The organism is Enterobacter sp. CFEC122 (genome assembly GCF_052983755.1).
The window spans coordinates 63,164-80,745 of record NZ_JBRIQR010000004.1 but is presented as its reverse complement, the minus strand read 5'-3'; the positions used below and the strand labels follow the sequence as shown (position 1 = coordinate 80,745).

General features: G+C 59.2%; 17 protein-coding genes. 13 read left to right on the top strand and 4 right to left on the bottom strand.

What is annotated here, in order from left to right; all coding sequences use genetic code 11:
* Positions 1-78 precede the first annotated feature (78 nt).
* Positions 79-519 carry a homoprotocatechuate degradation operon regulator HpaR gene (gene hpaR / locus ACVCAM_RS04715; RefSeq protein ID WP_008502106.1) on the bottom strand — a complete coding sequence of 147 codons (441 nt, stop codon included), beginning with the start codon at positions 517-519 and terminating at the stop codon, positions 79-81.
* Positions 520-789: 270 nt separating this feature from the next.
* Between hpaR and hpaG the strand changes: the two genes are divergently transcribed.
* The 8 genes from hpaG (at position 790) to hpaA (ending at position 8,727) form a co-directional block, all read left to right on the top strand.
* Positions 790-2,067 (top strand): 4-hydroxyphenylacetate degradation bifunctional isomerase/decarboxylase, encoded by a 1,278-nt coding sequence (hpaG, locus tag ACVCAM_RS04710; RefSeq protein ID WP_407223038.1) that lies wholly within the window; start codon positions 790-792, stop codon positions 2,065-2,067.
* Positions 2,064-3,530 (top strand): 5-carboxymethyl-2-hydroxymuconate semialdehyde dehydrogenase, encoded by a 1,467-nt coding sequence (gene hpaE, locus ACVCAM_RS04705; protein WP_069597848.1) that lies wholly within the window; start codon positions 2,064-2,066, stop codon positions 3,528-3,530. Before hpaG ends, hpaE begins: the two co-directional genes overlap by 4 nt.
* 2 nt (positions 3,531-3,532) lie before the next feature.
* Complete coding sequence (hpaD, locus tag ACVCAM_RS04700) at positions 3,533-4,384, top strand: 3,4-dihydroxyphenylacetate 2,3-dioxygenase (RefSeq protein ID WP_126306530.1); 852 nt, start codon at positions 3,533-3,535, stop codon at positions 4,382-4,384.
* Between the two features lie 9 nt (positions 4,385-4,393).
* Positions 4,394-4,774 (top strand): 5-carboxymethyl-2-hydroxymuconate Delta-isomerase, encoded by a 381-nt coding sequence (locus tag ACVCAM_RS04695; protein ID WP_008502110.1) that lies wholly within the window; start codon positions 4,394-4,396, stop codon positions 4,772-4,774.
* Positions 4,775-4,880: 106 nt separating this feature from the next.
* Complete coding sequence (gene hpaH, locus ACVCAM_RS04690) at positions 4,881-5,684, top strand: 2-oxo-hept-4-ene-1,7-dioate hydratase (RefSeq protein WP_021240607.1); 804 nt, start codon at positions 4,881-4,883, stop codon at positions 5,682-5,684.
* Positions 5,685-5,693: 9 nt separating this feature from the next.
* Entirely contained in the window at positions 5,694-6,491 is a 798-nt protein-coding gene (gene hpaI, locus ACVCAM_RS04685; RefSeq protein WP_320737312.1) for a 4-hydroxy-2-oxoheptanedioate aldolase, read from the top strand.
* Positions 6,492-6,512: 21 nt separating this feature from the next.
* Positions 6,513-7,865: a 4-hydroxyphenylacetate permease gene (gene hpaX / locus ACVCAM_RS04680; RefSeq protein ID WP_181367867.1), complete on the top strand. Its 1,353-nt coding sequence runs from the start codon at positions 6,513-6,515 to the stop codon at positions 7,863-7,865.
* Positions 7,837-8,727: a 4-hydroxyphenylacetate catabolism regulatory protein HpaA gene (hpaA, locus tag ACVCAM_RS04675; protein WP_046092383.1), complete on the top strand. Its 891-nt coding sequence runs from the start codon at positions 7,837-7,839 to the stop codon at positions 8,725-8,727. Before hpaX ends, hpaA begins: the two co-directional genes overlap by 29 nt.
* Before the next feature lie 10 nt (positions 8,728-8,737).
* On the opposite strand, the gene ACVCAM_RS04670 is transcribed toward hpaA, so the two are convergent.
* Genes ACVCAM_RS04670 through ACVCAM_RS04660 form a run of 3 tightly spaced genes read right to left on the bottom strand, consistent with a single transcriptional unit; the run spans position 8,738 to position 11,525 of the window.
* Positions 8,738-9,493 (bottom strand): ABC transporter ATP-binding protein, encoded by a 756-nt coding sequence (locus ACVCAM_RS04670; RefSeq protein ID WP_045335605.1) that lies wholly within the window; start codon positions 9,491-9,493, stop codon positions 8,738-8,740.
* 2 nt (positions 9,494-9,495) lie between these two features.
* A complete protein-coding gene (locus ACVCAM_RS04665; protein ID WP_370976482.1) occupies positions 9,496-10,521 on the bottom strand; it encodes a FecCD family ABC transporter permease in 1,026 nt (341 codons plus the stop codon).
* Complete coding sequence (locus ACVCAM_RS04660) at positions 10,521-11,525, bottom strand: ABC transporter substrate-binding protein (protein ID WP_049122740.1); 1,005 nt, start codon at positions 11,523-11,525, stop codon at positions 10,521-10,523. Before ACVCAM_RS04660 ends, ACVCAM_RS04665 begins: the two co-directional genes overlap by 1 nt.
* Positions 11,526-11,747: 222 nt before the next feature.
* Here ACVCAM_RS04660 and hpaB point away from each other — a divergent pair, with 222 nt between their 5' ends.
* The 5 genes from hpaB to ACVCAM_RS04635 all read left to right on the top strand — a co-directional run bounded on the left by hpaB (position 11,748) and on the right by ACVCAM_RS04635 (position 17,581).
* Positions 11,748-13,310 carry a 4-hydroxyphenylacetate 3-monooxygenase, oxygenase component gene (gene hpaB, locus ACVCAM_RS04655; RefSeq protein ID WP_447093542.1) on the top strand — a complete coding sequence of 521 codons (1,563 nt, stop codon included), beginning with the start codon at positions 11,748-11,750 and terminating at the stop codon, positions 13,308-13,310.
* Between the two features lie 17 nt (positions 13,311-13,327).
* Positions 13,328-13,840, top strand: a complete 513-nt coding sequence (locus ACVCAM_RS04650) for a 4-hydroxyphenylacetate 3-monooxygenase reductase subunit (RefSeq protein ID WP_044597195.1) — start codon at positions 13,328-13,330, stop codon at positions 13,838-13,840.
* A 178-nt stretch (positions 13,841-14,018) separates the two neighbouring features.
* A complete protein-coding gene (locus ACVCAM_RS04645; RefSeq protein ID WP_008501309.1) occupies positions 14,019-14,936 on the top strand; it encodes a helix-turn-helix transcriptional regulator in 918 nt (305 codons plus the stop codon).
* Positions 14,937-15,127: 191 nt separating this feature from the next.
* Positions 15,128-17,281: a carbon starvation CstA family protein gene (locus ACVCAM_RS04640; RefSeq protein WP_025912112.1), complete on the top strand. Its 2,154-nt coding sequence runs from the start codon at positions 15,128-15,130 to the stop codon at positions 17,279-17,281.
* Between the two features lie 96 nt (positions 17,282-17,377).
* A complete protein-coding gene (locus tag ACVCAM_RS04635) occupies positions 17,378-17,581 on the top strand; it encodes a YbdD/YjiX family protein (RefSeq protein WP_003856610.1) in 204 nt (67 codons plus the stop codon).
* The last annotated feature ends 1 nt before the right edge of the window (position 17,582 follow it).

Here is a 17,582-nt window from a genome sequence, read left to right as displayed (position 1 = left end):
CTCTTTCCTCAGACAGATACAGAATTTTCGGCCTGGGAAGGGAAAACTTTACGAAATTCATCCTGAAATTTGTGGTTTTTACTCTTCTTCCCGCGCTGCGTTATGTCGGTTTCCGAGTTCAATAAACTCTTCCAGCAGCGCCGTCAGCTGTTTCATCTTCTCCGGCGTATATTCCGCCTCAATCTGCTGATACGCCTCCTCCACCTGCGCCTGGGCGTGCTCATACAGCGCATTGCCCTCTTTGGTCAGCGAGACGTACAGCTTGCGCTGGTCGTTCAGCGGCTTTAAGCGCAGCACCAGGCCGTCGCGCTCCATGCGCGTCAGAATGCCGGTCAGGCTCGGGCGCAAAATACAGGTGCGAAACGCCAGATCGTGAAAATCCATCGACGGATGTTCAGCCAGCACGCGCACAATGCGCCACTGCTGCTCGGTCAGGTTATGGCGCTTCACGATCGGTCGGAAGTAGGACATCGCCGCTTCCCGCGCCTGCAGCAGCGCGATGGTTAATGAATCATGCATAGCCTCTCCCCCTTACATCATTAACACGTAAACAATTCATAAAAGATGCTTTTATAAACAACACGTTTTCCGTCAAAAAGTCTAACAGAAACCCACTAAGTTTATTAACACGCTGATTTTAATATCAATAAACACCAATATGTAAATTTATTGTTATTCGTATCACAAATCTTTCACTTCTGATTGCGAAATAATCAGCAAAAGCATAAAACCAGATCATTAACATATTAATGAAATCCAAACCGGACCTCCGGTCTGAGGAGTATGTGAATGAAAGGTACCGTCTTTGCCGTCGCCCTCAACCATCAGAGCCAGCGCGAAGCCTGGCGAGAGGCGTTTGAAAAAGCCCCCTACAACACGCCGCCGAAAACGGCGGTGTGGTTTATCAAACCGCATAACACCGTGATCCGTGCAGGCGAGCCCATTCCGTTCCCGCAGGGGGAAACGGTGCTGAGCGGCGCCACGGTAGCGCTGGTGGTCGGTAAAACCGCCAGCAAGGTGCGCGTGGAGGACGCCGCGGCGTACATCGCCGGATATGCGCTGGCCAACGAGGTGAGCCTGCCGGAAGAGAGCCTCTACCGCCCGGCCATCAAGGCCAAATGCCGCGACGGATTCTGCCCGCTCGGCGAACCGGTCGCCGTTGATAACGTGGATAGCCTGACCATCATCACCGAGATCAACGGCCGCGAAGCGGACCACTGGAACACCGCCGATCTGCAGCGTAACGCTGCCGAACTGCTGAGCGCCCTGAGCGAGTTCGCCACCCTTAATCCCGGTGATGCGATCCTGCTCGGTACCCCGCACAGCCGCGTTGAGATCCGCCCGGGCGATCGGGTGCGTATTCTGGCGGAAGGATTTCCACCGCTGGAAAACCCGGTGGTGGACGAGCGCGACGTCACTATTGCGCACAGCACGCCGCCGCACGCCACGCTGTTTGCCCTCGGCCTGAACTATGCCGATCACGCCAGCGAGCTGGACTTCAAGCCGCCCACCGAGCCGCTGGTCTTTATCAAAGCGCCTAACACCTTCAACGGCGACAACCAGACCTCGGTGCGCCCGAACAACGTCGAGTACATGCACTATGAAGCGGAGCTGGTAGTGGTCATCGGCAAAACGGCCCGCAAGGTGAGCGAAGCCGAGGCGATGGACTATGTTGCGGGCTACACGGTCTGCAACGACTACGCCATTCGTGACTATCTCGAAAACTACTACCGCCCGAACCTGCGGGTAAAAAGCCGCGACGGGCTGACCCCCATTTCCCCCAACATCGTGCCAAAAGAGGCCATTCCCGACCCGCACAACCTCGCCCTGCGCACCTTCGTCAACGGCGAGCTGCGCCAGGAAGGGACCACCGCCGATCTCATTTTCAGCATCCCGTACCTGATCGCCTACCTGAGCGACTTTATGACCCTGCAGCCGGGCGACATGATTGCCACCGGCACGCCGAAGGGGCTGTCCGACGTGGTGCCGGGCGATGAGGTGGTGGTGGAAGTGGAAGGCGTGGGACGCCTGGTGAACCGAATTGTGAGTGAGGAGACGGCAAAATGAAAAAGATTAACCATTGGATCAACGGTAAAAACGTCGCGGGCAGCGACTACTTTCACACCACTAACCCGGCCTCCGGCGAGGTCCTGGCAGAAGTGGCCGCCGGCGGCGAAGCCGAAATCCATCAGGCCGTTGCCGCCGCCAAAGAGGCGTTTCCGAAGTGGGCCAACCTGCCGATGAAGGAGCGCGCGCGCCTGATGCGCCGCCTGGGCGACCTGATCGACCAGAACGTGCCCGAGATCGCCGCCATGGAAACCGCCGACACCGGCCTGCCGATCCACCAGACTAAAAACGTGCTCATTCCACGCGCCTCGCACAACTTCGAATTCTTCGCCGAGGTGTGCCAGCAGATGAACGGCAAGACCTACCCGGTCGACGACAAGATGCTCAACTACACCCTGGTGCAGCCGGTGGGCGTCTGCGCGCTGGTGTCGCCGTGGAACGTGCCGTTTATGACCGCCACCTGGAAGGTCGCGCCCTGTCTGGCCTTAGGCAATACCGCGGTGCTGAAGATGTCCGAGCTCTCCCCGCTCACCGCCGACCGTCTGGGCGAGCTCGCCCTGGAGGCGGGTATTCCGGCGGGCGTGCTGAACGTCGTTCAGGGCTACGGCGCGACGGCAGGCGATGCGCTGGTGCGGCATCACGACGTGCGCGCCGTCTCCTTCACCGGCGGCACCGCTACCGGGCGCAACATCATGAAAAACGCCGGGCTGAAGAAGTACTCCATGGAGCTGGGCGGCAAATCCCCGGTGCTGATATTTGAGGATGCCGACATCGAGCGCGCGCTGGACGCCGCCCTGTTCACCATCTTCTCCATCAACGGCGAGCGCTGCACCGCCGGCTCGCGCATCTTTATCCAGCAGAGCATCTACCCGGAATTCGTCAAGCGCTTTGCCGAGCGCGCCAGCCGCCTGCGCGTGGGCGACCCGACCGATCCGAACACCCAGATTGGCGCGCTCATCAGCCAGCAGCACTGGGAAAAAGTCTCCGGCTATATCCGCCTCGGCATCGAGGAAGGCGCAACCCTGCTGGCGGGCGGCCCGGACAAACCGACCGATCTGCCTGCGCACCTGAAGGGCGGCAACTTCCTGCGCCCGACCGTGCTGGCGGACGTCGACAACCGCATGCGCGTGGCGCAGGAGGAGATCTTCGGGCCGGTGGCCTGCCTGCTGCCGTTCAAGGACGAAGCGGAGGGCCTGCGCCTGGCCAACGACGTGGAGTACGGCCTGGCGTCGTACATCTGGACCCAGGACGTCAGCAAAGTGCTGCGCCTGGCGCGCAATATCGAAGCGGGGATGGTGTTCGTCAACACCCAGAACGTGCGCGACCTGCGCCAGCCGTTTGGCGGCGTGAAGGCCTCCGGCACCGGCCGCGAGGGCGGGGAGTACAGCTTCGAAGTGTTCGCGGAGATGAAGAACGTCTGCATCTCCATGGGCGACCACCCGATTCCAAAATGGGGGATCTGATCATGGGTAAATTAGCGTTAGCGGCAAAAATCACCCACGTGCCGTCGATGTATCTCTCCGAACTGCCGGGCAAAAACCACGGCTGCCGACAGTCGGCCATCGACGGACATAAAGAAATCAGCAAGCGCTGCCGCGAGCTGGGCGTGGACACCATCATCGTGTTCGACACCCACTGGCTGGTGAACAGCGCGTACCACATTAACTGTGCGGACCATTTTTCGGGCGTCTACACCAGCAACGAGCTGCCGCACTTTATCCGCGACATGACCTACGACTACGACGGCAACCCGGAACTCGGCCAGCTGATCGCCTACGAGGCGGTGAAGCGTGGCGTGCGCGCCAAAGCGCACAACATTCCGAGCCTCAAGCTTGAGTACGGCACGCTGGTGCCAATGCGCTACATGAACGCGGATAAGCACTTCAAGGTGGTCTCCATCTCGGCGTTCTGCACGGTTCACGACTTCGCCGACAGCCGCAGGCTGGGCGAGGCCATCGTCAGCGCCATCGAAAAATATGACGGCACCGTGGCGGTGCTCGCCAGCGGCTCGCTGTCGCACCGCTTTATCGACGACCAGCGCGCGGAAGAAGGGATGAACAGCTACACCCGGGAGTTCGACCGCCAGATGGACGAGCGCGTGGTGAAGCTGTGGCGCGAGGGTCAGTTCAAAGAATTCTGCAGCATGCTGCCGGAGTACGCCGACTACTGCTACGGCGAGGGCAACATGCACGACACGGTGATGCTGCTGGGGATGCTCGGCTGGGACAAATACGACGGCAAGGTGGAGTTTCTCACCGAACTGTTCGCCAGCTCCGGCACCGGCCAGGTCAACGCCGTTTTCCCCCTGCCTGCGTAAGGAGCCTCCATGCCGCACTTTATTGCTGAATGTACCGACAACATCCGCGAGCAGGCCGACCTGCCGGGGCTGTTCGCCAAAGTGAACGAGGCGCTCGCCGCCACGGGCATCTTCCCTATCGGCGGTATCCGCAGCCGCGCCCACTGGCTGGACACCTGGCAGATGGCCGACGGCAAGCACGATTACGCCTTTGTCCATATGACGCTGAAGATTGGCGCGGGGCGCAGTCTGGAGAGCCGGGAAGAGGTCGGTGAAATGCTGTTTGCGCTGATTAAAACGCACTTCGCGGCGCTGATGGCGAGCCGCTATCTGGCGCTGTCGTTTGAGCTGGACGAGCTGCACCCGACGCTTAATTACAAACAAAACAACGTGCACGCGTTGTTTAAGTAGACATCTTTTTCGCCCGGTGGCGCTTCGCTTACCGGACCTACAACGGCTCGAACGTAGGCCCGGTAAGCGAAGCGCCACCCGGCAACAGCCGCATAAAGGATACGCCATGCTCGATAAACACACCCATACCCTGATCGCCCATCGTCTGCATCAGGCGGAGCAGTCCCGGGAGCAGATCCGCCAGATCTCCCTCGACTATCCGACGATCACTATCGACGACGCCTACGCCGTCCAGCGCGAATGGGTCAGCCTGAAGATCGCCGAAGGCCGCGTGCTGAAGGGCCACAAGATCGGCCTGACGTCCAAAGCGATGCAGGCCAGCTCGCAGATTAGCGAGCCGGACTACGGCGCGCTGCTGGACGACATGTTCTTCCACGACGGCAGCGACATTCCCGTGGATCGCTTTATCGTCCCGCGCATTGAAGTGGAGCTGGCGTTCGTGCTGGCAAAACCGCTGCGCGGCCCGAACTGCACGATCTTCGACGTCTACAACGCCACGGACTACGTGATCCCCGCGCTGGAGCTGATCGACGCCCGCTGCCACAACGTCGACCCGGACACCCAGCGCCCGCGCAAGGTGTTCGACACCATCTCCGATAACGCCGCCAACGCGGGCGTGATCCTCGGCGGCCGTCCGATTAAGCCCGACGAGCTGGACCTGCGCTGGATCTCCGCCCTGCTCTACCGCAACGGCGTGATCGAAGAGACCGGCGTGGCCGCAGGCGTGCTTAACCACCCGGCCAACGGCGTGGCGTGGCTGGCCAACAAGCTCGCCCCGTATGACGTGCAGCTGGAGCCTGGCCAGATCGTTCTCGGCGGCTCGTTTACCCGCCCGGTGCCCGCCAGCAGAGGCGACACCTTCCACGTCGACTACGGCAACATGGGCTCCATCAGTTGCCGCTTTGTCTAGGAGATAACCATGCAAAACGCATTCAAAGCGGCGCTGCAGGCGGGCCGTCCGCAAATTGGGCTATGGCTGGGGCTGACCAGCAGCTACAGCGCGGAGCTGCTGGCCGGAGCAGGCTTCGACTGGCTGCTGATCGACGGCGAACACGCGCCGAACAGCGTGCAGACCGTCCTGACCCAGCTGCAGGCCATCGCCCCTTATCCCAGCCAGCCGGTGGTGCGCCCGTCGTGGAACGACCCGGTGCAGATCAAACAGCTGCTGGACGTGGGCGCACAAACTCTGCTGGTGCCGATGGTACAAAACGCCGACGAAGCGCGGCAGGCGGTACGTGCCACCCGCTACCCGCCCGCGGGCATTCGCGGCGTCGGCAGCGCCCTGGCGCGCGCCTCGCGCTGGAACCGCATTCCGGATTACCTGCAGCAGGCCAACGACGCCATGTGCGTGCTGGTGCAGATCGAAACCCGTGAGGCGCTGAAAAACCTGCCGCAGATCCTGGACGTGGACGGCGTCGACGGCGTGTTTATCGGCCCGGCGGATCTCAGCGCCGACATGGGCTTTGCCGGCAATCCGCAGCACCCGGAGGTGCAGGCCGCCATTGAACAGGCGATCGCACAGATACGCGCTGCGGGTAAAGCCCCCGGCATCCTGATGGCGAACGAGCCGCTGGCAAAACGCTATCTTGAACTCGGCGCGCGGTTTGTCGCCGTCGGGGTCGACACGACCCTGCTCGCCCGCGGCGCGGAAGCGCTGGCGGCACGCTTTATCGAACAACCGGTTACGTCAGTTAATAACAATAAATCCGTCTACTAAACGTAAGATCTGGAGCGCACCATGACGACCTCTACCCTGCAAGCCCATGATAATAAAGCCGTTGAACACCGCGTCATTCACAAGCTGTTCCGACGCCTGATCGTCTTTCTCTTTATCCTGTTTGTTTTCTCGTTTCTCGATCGCATCAACATCGGCTTCGCCGGGCTGACGATGGGCAAAGATCTGGGCCTCACCTCAACCATGTTTGGCCTGGCCGCGACGCTCTTTTACGTCACCTACGTGCTGTGCGGGATCCCGAGCAACATCATGCTGGCGAAGATCGGCGCGCGCCGCTGGATCGCCGGGATCATGGTGGTGTGGGGTATTGCCTCCACCTGCACCATGTTCGCCACCAGCCCCGAAACCCTTTACGTCCTTCGCATGCTGGTGGGCATTGCCGAAGCCGGTTTTCTGCCGGGTATTCTGGTCTATCTCACCTGGTGGTTCCCGGCCTATCACCGCGCCCGCGCCAACGCGCTGTTTATGATTGCCATGCCGGTCACCATGATGCTCGGCTCAATCCTCTCCGGGTACATTCTGGCGATGGACGGGCTGTGGAACCTCAAGGGCTGGCAGTGGCTGTTCCTGCTGGAGGGTCTGCCGTCGGTGGTGCTCGGCGTGGTGACCTGGTTTTACCTCAACGACACCCCGGATCAGGCCACCTGGCTGGATGAGGACGAAAAGCTGGCGCTCAAAACGATGATCGCCCGCGAGCAGGAGGTCGCGATTGCCCAATCCGTCACGCCGCGTTCGACGCTGCGCGAGGTGCTGACCCCGGCGGTGCTGCTCTACACGCTGGCCTACTTCTGCCTGACCAATACGCTGAGCGCGATCAACATCTGGACCCCGCAAATCCTGCAAAGCTTTAATACGGGGAGCAGCAACATCGTCATCGGCCTGCTGGCGGCGATCCCGCAGTTCTGCACCATCCTCGGGATGATCTGGTGGAGCCGCCGTTCCGACAGGCTGAAAGAGCGAAAAAAGCACACCATCCTGCCGTACCTGTTCGCCGCGGCGGGATGGATGCTGGCCTCCGCGACCGATCACAGCCTGATCCAGCTGCTTGGCATCATCATGGCCTCAACCGGATCGTTTACCGCCATGGCGATATTCTGGACCACGCCGGATCGGGTGATTAGCCTGCAGTCCCGCGCGGTGGCGCTGGCGGTGATCAACGCCATCGGCAACGTCGGCTCCGCCGTCAGCCCGCTGCTGATTGGGATCCTGCGCGACGCGACCGGCAGCTTCAGCTCGGGACTGTGGTTCGTGGCGGGTCTGCTGGTGGTCGGCGCGCTGGTACTGACGCGTATCCCGATGACGCAGCGGGATCAACAGAGGAACGATCGTGTGCCAGAACCCTATCGCCAACATTGATATCAGCAAGGAGTACGACGAAAGTCTGGGCACCGACGATGTGCACTACCAGTCGTTCGCCCGCATGGCGGCCTTTTTTGGCCGCGACATGCAGGCGCATCGTCACGACCAGTATTTTCAGATGCACTTTCTCGATACCGGGCAGATTGAGCTCCAGCTCGACGATCACCGCTATTCGGTGCAGGCCCCGCTTTTCGTCCTCACGCCGCCGTCGGTGCCGCACGCGTTTATCACCGAATCCGACAGCGACGGACACGTGCTGACGGTGCGCGAGGATCTGATCTGGCCGCTGCTGGAGGTGCTCTACCCCGGCACGCGGGAGGCGTTTGGCCTGCCGGGGATCTGCCTTTCGCTTGCCGACAGGCCGGACGAGCTGGCGGCGCTAAAGCACTACTGGCAGCTGATTGCCCGGGAATCCACGGAGCAGCTGCCCGGGCGCGAGCATACGCTGGTCCTGCTGGCCCAGGCGGTTTTCACCCTGCTGCTGCGCAACGCGAAGCTCGACGACCACGCGTCAGGCGGCATGCGCGGCGAGCTGAAGCTGTTCCAGCGGTTTACCCAGCTGATCGACACCCACTACCACCAGCACTGGACGGTGCCGGAATACGCCAGCGAGCTGCACCTGACCGAATCCCGCCTGACCGATATCTGTCGCCGCTTCGCCAACCGCCCGCCAAAACGGCTGATCTTCGACCGCCAGCTGCGGGAGGCCAGGCGCTTGCTACTCTTCTCCGACAGCACCGTCAGCGAAATTGCCTGGCAGCTGGGGTTCAAAGATCCGGCCTATTTTGCCCGCTTTTTTAACCGCCTGGTGGGGTGCTCGCCGAGCGCGTATCGGGCGCAGAAAGTACCGATCTCTTAGAATGAGACCTTCAGACGTACTGGATATTCATCGTGCCGCGATCGGTTCGATAGATGGAGGCATCCACCTGCCAGGTTGACTGAATCAGCTCCGGCGTAAGCACGGCGGCAGGTTCACCGGATGCCACAACTCTTCCTTCATTCAGAACGACAAGGTGCTGACAATAATTCGCCGCCAGATTGAGATCGTGTAAAGCCACGATGACGGTAACAGGCAACGCGGTAACAAGACGCATCAGCTCAAGCTGGAACTGGATGTCCAGATGGTTAATCGGCTCGTCCAGCAGCAGAATATCCGGCTGTTGAGTGAGCGCACGCGCTATCTGGCATCGCTGACGCTCACCGCCAGAGAGCCTCTGCCAGGTTCGGTGGGCCAGGGCATTAAGTTTCATCATCGAAAGCGCCTGCTGTACCGCATCCTCATCAGCCTGATGCCAGGGCGTAAACGCTCTGCGATGCGGTGTGCGCCCAAGGCGAACAATATCAAGAACGCTCATCTCCGCCTCCGCTTCCGCATGTTGCGGAACGAAAGCCAGCTTGCGGGAAAGCTGACGCTGGCTCAGGGTATTCGTCTGCTTACCGCCCATTGTGATTCCGGCATAAGTGCAGGGCTGGACGCCCGCCATGGCACGGATCAATGTCGATTTTCCCGACCCGTTAGGGCCGAGTAGCCCTACCGTTTGCGACCGTTGTGCCATAAAACTGATGTCAGACAACACCCGGCGCGCCTGGAGCGTCACGCTCAGCTTATCCACCACGACATGCATGCTTATTTCTCCCGGTTACGGTACAGAATCAGGGCAAAAACAGGCGCACCAACCAGGGCGGTGACCACACCAACTGGCAAAACCTGGTGGCTAATCAGCATGCGCGAAATCAGGTCTGCAAGGATCATGAAATGACACCCGCCGAGGAAGGCGAGAGGGACAGTGAGCAAATGGCGGTGCCCAGCAATCATGCGGGTAATATGCGGGATGACCAGCCCAACAAAACCCACCGCACCAATAGCACTGACGATGACCGCCGTTATCAGCGCGGTGGTCAGCAGTAAAATCACGCGTACCCGCTGAACGCGTGTGCCAAGCGTCGCGGAAACGTCCATGCCGAAATTAAAGGTATCCAGTGAACGGGCGTAGCAGATCGTTATCAGCAACCCTGCCACAACGACGGTGAAGCACAGGAGTGCATCAGCCCAGCGCACACCGCTCAGACTCCCCAGCAGCCAGAACATGACCCCACGAGACTGCTCCGCGTTAGCCGACGTACTGACAATGTACGACGTGAGCGCGTTAAACAGCTGCGTACCGGCGATTCCGGCCAGTACAATCCGTGCTGCCTTCTCGCGCATACCGCCTGATAAGACGACGATCAGCAGAAACGCCATACAGGCACCAATAAACGCTCCGGCGCCTGTCGTAAGGACACCGCTGCCAATCCCCAACAGCATTACGCTGACGGCACCGGTTGAGGCACCGGCAGAGATCCCCAGCAGGTAAGGGTCCGCAAGCGAATTACGCAACAGCGACTGCATGACCAGACCGCACAACGCCAGGCCACCGCCGCTGCTGGCCGCCATCAGCGCACGACTCATACGGTATTGCCAGACAATTCCGGCTTCAACGGCAGGCAAATCGACGTGGGTGATACCCAGACCATTGGTTATTGCCCAAAACGCAGTGGCATAGCTCACCGGTATATCACCAGTCGCAGCAGCCAGCGTAATCATGATCGGCAGACTCAGGATCCCAGCGCAGATGATCGTGCCGGTTCGCCAGTAATAAACGGTCTTGTGCATCATCTGGCTTGAGTCATCTCTTTCATATGCTGGCCGATGAGCTCAACCGCTTCGACGTTACGCAGTGAGGGATCCAGCGACATGGCAGGAACCACCACGATATTCCCTTGCCTGACCGCAGCCATTTCACGCGTGACGGGATCGGTTTCCAGGAACCGTTTTTTTGTCACCACGTCATCTGCGGGATGCAGTCGTCTGTCCATACTCGCGATGACGATAATATCAGGCTGAGATTTAACGATATGTTCCCACGTCACCGCAGGCCACTCCTCGCCAGAATCGATGATATTTGTCAGACCAAGGGTTTTACTGATCCAGCCTGGTGCGCCTTTATTGCCCGCTACCCACGGATCGCCTTTCAGGCGGGAGCTTGAAAACCAGTAAACCACCTTAAGCGGCGCCTGCGCATGCTGCTGCGCGGCGGCAATGCGCCCGGAAACTTTCTGTTTCAGCGCTTCGCCACGTGCCGGTACGTCAAAAATGCGAGCCAGAGCCGTAATCTCTTCAAGAATGATATCAATGGAGTAAGGCGCAGAGCGTGCGCCGTCGCCATTGGAGGTGGCTGTGACGGCCTTATCGGTACAGTCGGCTGGCGAGATCCAGGTCTTGATGCCTAACTGTTCAAATTGCTGACGCGTAGCAACCTCACCTTGCGGCCCGACATGCCAGCTGTACTGGGCGAGAACAAGCTCAGGACGTTGAGCGACTACGGCTTCGAACCCAGGAGCATTCTCTGCCAGTCGCTTAAGTCTGGCACCCTGCGCGCTGACATCGTCGGGTAAGGCGCCAAACCAGACGGTAGTACCCGCAATCTTATCTGCCAGCCCCAGGGCAAGCATCAGTTCTGTTTCGTGCTGACCAATTGTCACCACGCGTGAAGGGGCATGCGTGAAGGTTTCTTTAATGCCGCAGTTTTCGATGGTTATCGGATAACGAGTATCAGCCGTGCTCACCAGAGGAAAGGTCAGCAATGCAGAGAGCATAAGGGGGATTGTAAATTTCATCATTTTGCTAAAAGTTATGTTATAACATAACAATATGCACAGTATAAAACATGCTGTCAAGTCAACGCGAGGCGAGGCGACAACGATCACAAAGCCCATACCCACCCGAAAAGTACCCGTCGTTGTCCCAATCGTCCCTTCACGTTACGCCCCTCTCAGGCTTCAATTAAACAACAAAAACAAAACATAAATTTAACAACACAATTCCGATACGAGGTCCCTATGAAGCCTGAAGAGTTCCGCGCTGATGCCAAACGCCCGTTAACCGGCGAAGAGTATTTAAAAAGCCTGCAGGACGGACGCGAGATTTACATCTACGGCGAGCGCGTCAAAGACGTCACCACCCATCCGGCGTTTCGCAATGCGGCGGCCTCCATCGCGCAGATGTACGACGCGCTGCACAAGCCGGACATGCAGGACACGCTGTGCTGGGGCACCGACACCGGCAGCGGCGGCTATACCCACAAGTTCTTCCGCGTGGCGAAAAGCGCCGACGACCTGCGCCAGCAGCGCGACGCCATCGCCGAGTGGTCACGCCTGAGCTACGGCTGGATGGGCCGCACGCCGGACTACAAAGCCGCGTTCGGCTGCGCGCTGGGCGCCAACCCGGCCTTCTACGGCCAGTTCGAGCAGAACGCCCGCAACTGGTACACCCGTATTCAGGAAACCGGCCTGTACTTCAACCACGCCATCGTTAACCCGCCGATCGACCGCCTCAAGCCGGCGGACGAGGTAAAAGACGTCTACATCAAGCTGGAGAAAGAGACCGACGCCGGGATTATCGTCAGCGGCGCGAAAGTGGTGGCCACCAACTCCGCCCTGACCCACTACAACATGATCGGCTTCGGCTCCGCGCAGGTGATGGGCGAAAACCCAGACTTCGCGCTGATGTTCGTCGCGCCGATGGACGCCGAGGGCGTGAAGCTGATCTCCCGCGCCTCCTACGAGATGGTGGCAGGCGCAACCGGCTCCCCGTACGACTACCCGCTCTCCAGCCGCTTTGACGAGAACGACGCGATCCTGGTGATGGATCACGTGCTGATCCCGTGGGAAAACGTGCTGATTTACCGCGATTTCGACCGCTGCCGCCGGTGGACGATGGAAGGCGGCTTTGCGCGAATGTACCCGCTGCAGGCCTGCGTGCGCCTGGCGGTGAAGCTCGACTTCATCACCGCCCTGCTGAAGAAATCCCTGGAGTGCACCGGCACCCTGGAGTTCCGCGGCGTGCAGGCGGATCTCGGCGAAGTGGTGGCCTGGCGCAACATGTTCTGGGCGCTGAGCGACTCCATGTGTTCCGAAGCCACGCCGTGGGTCAACGGTGCGTATCTGCCGGATCACGCGGCGTTGCAGACCTACCGCGTGATGGCCCCGATGGCCTACGCCAAGATCAAGAACATCATCGAGCGTAACGTCACCTCCGGGCTGATCTACCTGCCGTCCAGCGCGCGGGACCTGAACAACCCGCAGATCGACCAGTATCTGGCGAAATACGTGCGCGGCTCCAACGGCATGGACCACGTCGAACGCATCAAGATTTTGAAGCTGATGTGGGACGCCATCGGCAGCGAGTTTGGCGGCCGTCACGAGCTGTACGAAATTAACTACTCCGGCAGCCAGGATGAAATTCGCCTGCAGTGTCTGCGCCAGGCGCAGAGCTCCGGCAATATGGACAAGATGATGGCGATGGTCGACCGCTGTATGTCCGAATACGACCAACACGGCTGGACGGTGCCACACCTGCACAACAACAGCGATATCAACATGCTGGACAAGCTGCTGAAATAGCGCAGCGGGAGGTTGCAATGCATTCAGATGAACAACGCCTGCGTTTTCGCGACGCAATGAGTAGCCTGTCGGCGGCGGTTAACGTGGTCACCACCGAGGGCGAGGCGGGCCGCTGCGGCATCACCGCCACCGCCGTCTGCTCGGTCACGGACACCCCGCCGTCGGTCATGGTGTGTATCAACGCCAACAGCGCCATGAACCCGGTATTCCAGGGCAACGGCAGGCTGTGCGTTAACGTGCTGAACCACGAGCAGGAGATCATGGCGCGCCATTTCGCCGGGATGACCGGTATGACGATGGAAGAGCGCTTTGCCCTCTCCTGCTGGCAGAAAGGGCCGCTGGCGCAGCCGGTGTTGAAGGGCGCGCTGGCCAGCCTTGAAGGCGAAATAAGCCAGGTGCAAACCATCGGCACGCATCTGGTTTATCTGGTTGAAATTAAAAACATCATTCTGAGTGACGCGGGCCATGGCCTGATCTACTTCAGACGCCGCTTCCACCCGGTCATGCTGGAGACGGAAGTCGCCGTGTGATCCCCCCTCGCGCTGGCCTTTTTTCCGGCCAGCGCCGCTTTCTGCAAAAACTCCTAAGGTTTCCGCTAAATCACGCCGTTATATACCCATAAGAGAAATTTTCTGTGCCTGAATACTGACGCCGCCTGTCAGTGCACCCGCATCATTCAGCGCATACCTATATATACAGGATGACCTTATGGCTAAAACGACGCGGAGCCGCTCGGCTGAACGTCTGGTCGATATTCTCCTTGAGCTACATTTAAACGGTGTGGTAAACCGCGGTGCGCTAATGGAGAAATTTAAAATTACCGAACGCACCGTCTACCGGGATTTAAATGCCCTCTCGCCCATTGTTGAACATACCGGTAACGGTCTATATCGGCTGATTCATTCCGCACAATCGCCGGGTGGGCAAGGATTGCATCACACTCTGGCTAACTTTCTGAATGCCGACAGCTTTTTCCCTGAAAGAAATATGGAATTCTGGCAAAAGCTTGAAACGCGCGTAGACGAAAACCATATTCTTATTCTTGGCAATGAAGCGGAACATACGGTAGAACGCGATATTCGCCGTCATTTAACGAAAATCGAGAAATCGATTAAAAACCATAATGTTTGCCAGATCGTTTATAAGGGTAAAACCCGCCTGATTAATCCCTATAAACTCATTAACAAAAAAAATATATGGTATTTACAAGCCACCGAAAATAGCCGGCTGAAATCCTTCTCATTGAGCCAGATTAGCTGGTTTGATATTCAGAAAACGACCTTCACTCCCGAAGAAAATGTTCTTGAGCTGCTGGAGAAAAGCCTCGATCCCTGGGTGTCCGAAGATACTTTCGCAGTGAAAATATTTATCAAAGATAATATTTCACATTACTTCCTGCGCCGGGATCTTCTGCCGGAACAGGAGCTGCTAGAGGAGCAGCAGGACGGCGTCACGCTGCGCTGCCAGGCGGCCCACGAGAACCAGATCCTGCCGCTGCTGTTCTACTGGCTCCCCCATATTCAGATCCTGGAACCGAGCTGGCTGAAGGAGAAACTCATCAGGACGCTGGAGAGCTATCTGGCCGTAGAGCGCAACCCGAATAATCAAGTGATCTCAATCACATAATTTCGCCCTCCGGCGGCGCGCCGAAACCGCTCGTCGCCGCCTTTGACCGCTCACCCGGCACTTTCAACCACTCATTCATTTACCGTCCTTTTCGCGCGCGGGGATCTGGCACGATCGCTCCAGCATTAATCAATACCTCCTCACAACGAACCCTGACCCTTTTTTCTTTACATAAAAAACCAGGTCTTACTATGGATACTAAAAAACTACTGAAGCACGTGCCCTGGGCCTTACTCGGGATCCTCGGTGCTTTCTGTCTGGCGGTTGTCGCATTACGCCGGGGCGAACACGTCAGCGCCCTGTGGATCGTGGTCGCGTCGGTTTCCGTCTACCTTGTGGCTTATCGCTACTACAGCTTATACATCGCGCAGAAGGTCATGAAGCTCGACCCGACGCGTGCCACCCCGGCGGTCATTAACAATGACGGCCTGAACTACGTGCCTACCAACCGCTACGTGCTGTTTGGTCACCACTTTGCCGCCATCGCAGGCGCTGGCCCGCTGGTCGGCCCGGTACTGGCCGCGCAGATGGGCTACCTGCCGGGTACGCTCTGGCTGCTGGCGGGCGTGGTGCTGGCGGGGGCGGTGCAGGACTTTATGGTGCTGTTTATCTCCTCGCGCCGTAACGGTTCGTCGCTGGGTGAGATGATCAAAGAAGAGATGGGCCGCGTGCCGGGCACCATCGCCCTCTTTGGCTGCTTCCTGATCATGATCATCATCCTCGCGGTGCTGGCGCTGATCGTGGTGAAAGCGCTGGCCGAAAGTCCGTGGGGCGTCTTCACCGTCTGCTCTACCGTACCGATTGCGCTGTTCATGGGCATCTACATGCGCTTCCTGCGCCCTGGCCGCGTTGGCGAGGTCTCGGTGATCGGTATCGTGCTGCTGGTCGCCTCCATCTACTTCGGCGGCGTGATTGCGCACGACCCGTACTGGGGCCCGGCGCTGACCTTTAAAGACACCACCATCACCTTCGCGCTGATCGGTTACGCATTCGTTTCTGCCCTGCTGCCGGTGTGGCTGATTTTGGCTCCGCGCGACTACCTGGCGACCTTCCTGAAAATCGGCGTGATCGTCGGGCTGGCAATCGGGATTGTGATCATCAACCCTGAGCTGAAAATGCCGGCGGTAACCCAGTACATTGACGGTACCGGTCCGCTGTGGAAAGGCGCCCTGTTCCCGTTCCTGTTTATCACTATCGCCTGCGGTGCCGTGTCTGGCTTCCACGCGCTGATCTCCTCCGGCACCACGCCGAAGCTGATGGCCAATGAAACCGACGCGCGCTTCATCGGTTACGGCGCAATGCTCATGGAGTCCTTCGTGGCGATCATGGCGCTGGTTGCGGCGTCGATTATCGAGCCTGGCCTGTACTTCGCGATGAACACGCCACCAGCGGGTCTGGGCATCACCATGCCTAACCTGCATGAGATGGGCGGCGAAAATACCGCGCTGATCATGGCGCAGCTGAAAGAGGCCAGCGCACACGCGGCGGCGACCGTCAGCTCCTGGGGCTTTGTGATTTCGCCTGAGCAGATCATGCAGACCGCGAAAGACATCGGCGAACCGTCCGTGCTGAACCGCGCAGGTGGTGCACCGACGCTGGCGGTAGGTATCGCACACGTGTTCCACAAAGTGCTGCCGTGGGCGGACATGGGCTTCTGGTACCACTTCGGTATTCTGTTCGAAGCGCTGTTCATCCTCACCGCGCTGGATGCCGGTACCCGTGCGGGCCGCTTCATGCTGCAGGATCTGCTGGGTAACTTCGTGCCGTTCCTGAAGAAAACCGACTCTCTGGTGGCGGGCGTACTCGGGACCGCGGGCTGCGTAGGCCTGTGGGGTTACCTGCTGTATCAGGGCGTGGTTGACCCACTCGGCGGCGTGAAGAGCCTGTGGCCGCTGTTCGGTATCTCTAACCAGATGCTGGCGGCCGTGGCCCTGGTGCTGGGTACCGTGGTCCTCGTGAAGATGAAACGTACCAAATACATCTGGGTCACCGTGGTGCCTGCGCTGTGGCTGCTGCTCTGCACCACCTGGGCGCTGGGTCTGAAGCTGTTCAGCACCAACCCGCAGCTGGAAGGCTTCTTCTTCATGGCTAACCAGTACAAAGAGAAGATTGCTGCAGGCGGCGCGGATTTAACCGCGCAGCAGATTGCCAACATGAACCATATCGTGGTGAACAACTACACCAACGCGGGTCTGAGCATTCTGTTCCTGGTGGTGGTGTACAGCATCATCTTCTACGGCATCAAAACCTGGATGAAAGTGCGCAACATCAATGGCCGCACGGATAAAGAAACCCCGTACGTGCCGGTACCGGAAGGCGGCGTGAAGACCTCTTCACACCACTAAAACAATGGCGGGTGGCGCTGCGCTGACCCGCCCTACAACGGTGCTGTAGGCCCGGATCGCTGCGCGCCACCGGGCTTTTTCTTATCAGGACACGTTATGTTTGGTAACTTAGGCGAAGCAAAAAAATACCTCGGTCAGGCGGCGAAAATGCTGATTGGCATCCCGGACTATGACAACTACGTTGAGCACATGAAGACCAACCATCCGGATAAGCCGTACATGACCTACACCGAATTCTTCCGCGAGCGTCAGGAAGCGCGCTACGGCGGAAGTGGAGAAGGCGGCGTCCGCTGCTGCTAAA

Excerpts from the sequence above, each read along its gene's own strand:
- hpaE (WP_069597848.1), top strand. The coding sequence starts at position 2,064 with ATGAAAAAGATTAACCATTGGATCAACGGTAAAAACGTCGCGGGCAGC.
- ACVCAM_RS04660 (WP_049122740.1), bottom strand. The coding sequence starts at position 11,525 with ATGAAATTTACAATCCCCCTTATGCTCTCTGCATTGCTGACCTTTCCT.
- ACVCAM_RS04665 (WP_370976482.1), bottom strand. The coding sequence starts at position 10,521 with ATGCACAAGACCGTTTATTACTGGCGAACCGGCACGATCATCTGCGCT.
- ACVCAM_RS04670 (WP_045335605.1), bottom strand. The coding sequence starts at position 9,493 with ATGCATGTCGTGGTGGATAAGCTGAGCGTGACGCTCCAGGCGCGCCGG.
- ACVCAM_RS04650 (WP_044597195.1), top strand. The coding sequence starts at position 13,328 with ATGCATTCAGATGAACAACGCCTGCGTTTTCGCGACGCAATGAGTAGC.
- hpaH (WP_021240607.1), top strand. The coding sequence starts at position 4,881 with ATGCTCGATAAACACACCCATACCCTGATCGCCCATCGTCTGCATCAG.
- hpaG (WP_407223038.1), top strand. The coding sequence starts at position 790 with ATGAAAGGTACCGTCTTTGCCGTCGCCCTCAACCATCAGAGCCAGCGC.
- hpaD (WP_126306530.1), top strand. The coding sequence starts at position 3,533 with ATGGGTAAATTAGCGTTAGCGGCAAAAATCACCCACGTGCCGTCGATG.
- ACVCAM_RS04640 (WP_025912112.1), top strand. The coding sequence starts at position 15,128 with ATGGATACTAAAAAACTACTGAAGCACGTGCCCTGGGCCTTACTCGGG.
- hpaB (WP_447093542.1), top strand. The coding sequence starts at position 11,748 with ATGAAGCCTGAAGAGTTCCGCGCTGATGCCAAACGCCCGTTAACCGGC.
- ACVCAM_RS04635 (WP_003856610.1), top strand. The coding sequence starts at position 17,378 with ATGTTTGGTAACTTAGGCGAAGCAAAAAAATACCTCGGTCAGGCGGCG.
- ACVCAM_RS04645 (WP_008501309.1), top strand. The coding sequence starts at position 14,019 with ATGGCTAAAACGACGCGGAGCCGCTCGGCTGAACGTCTGGTCGATATT.
- ACVCAM_RS04695 (WP_008502110.1), top strand. The coding sequence starts at position 4,394 with ATGCCGCACTTTATTGCTGAATGTACCGACAACATCCGCGAGCAGGCC.
- hpaI (WP_320737312.1), top strand. The coding sequence starts at position 5,694 with ATGCAAAACGCATTCAAAGCGGCGCTGCAGGCGGGCCGTCCGCAAATT.
- hpaR (WP_008502106.1), bottom strand. The coding sequence starts at position 519 with ATGCATGATTCATTAACCATCGCGCTGCTGCAGGCGCGGGAAGCGGCG.
- hpaX (WP_181367867.1), top strand. The coding sequence starts at position 6,513 with ATGACGACCTCTACCCTGCAAGCCCATGATAATAAAGCCGTTGAACAC.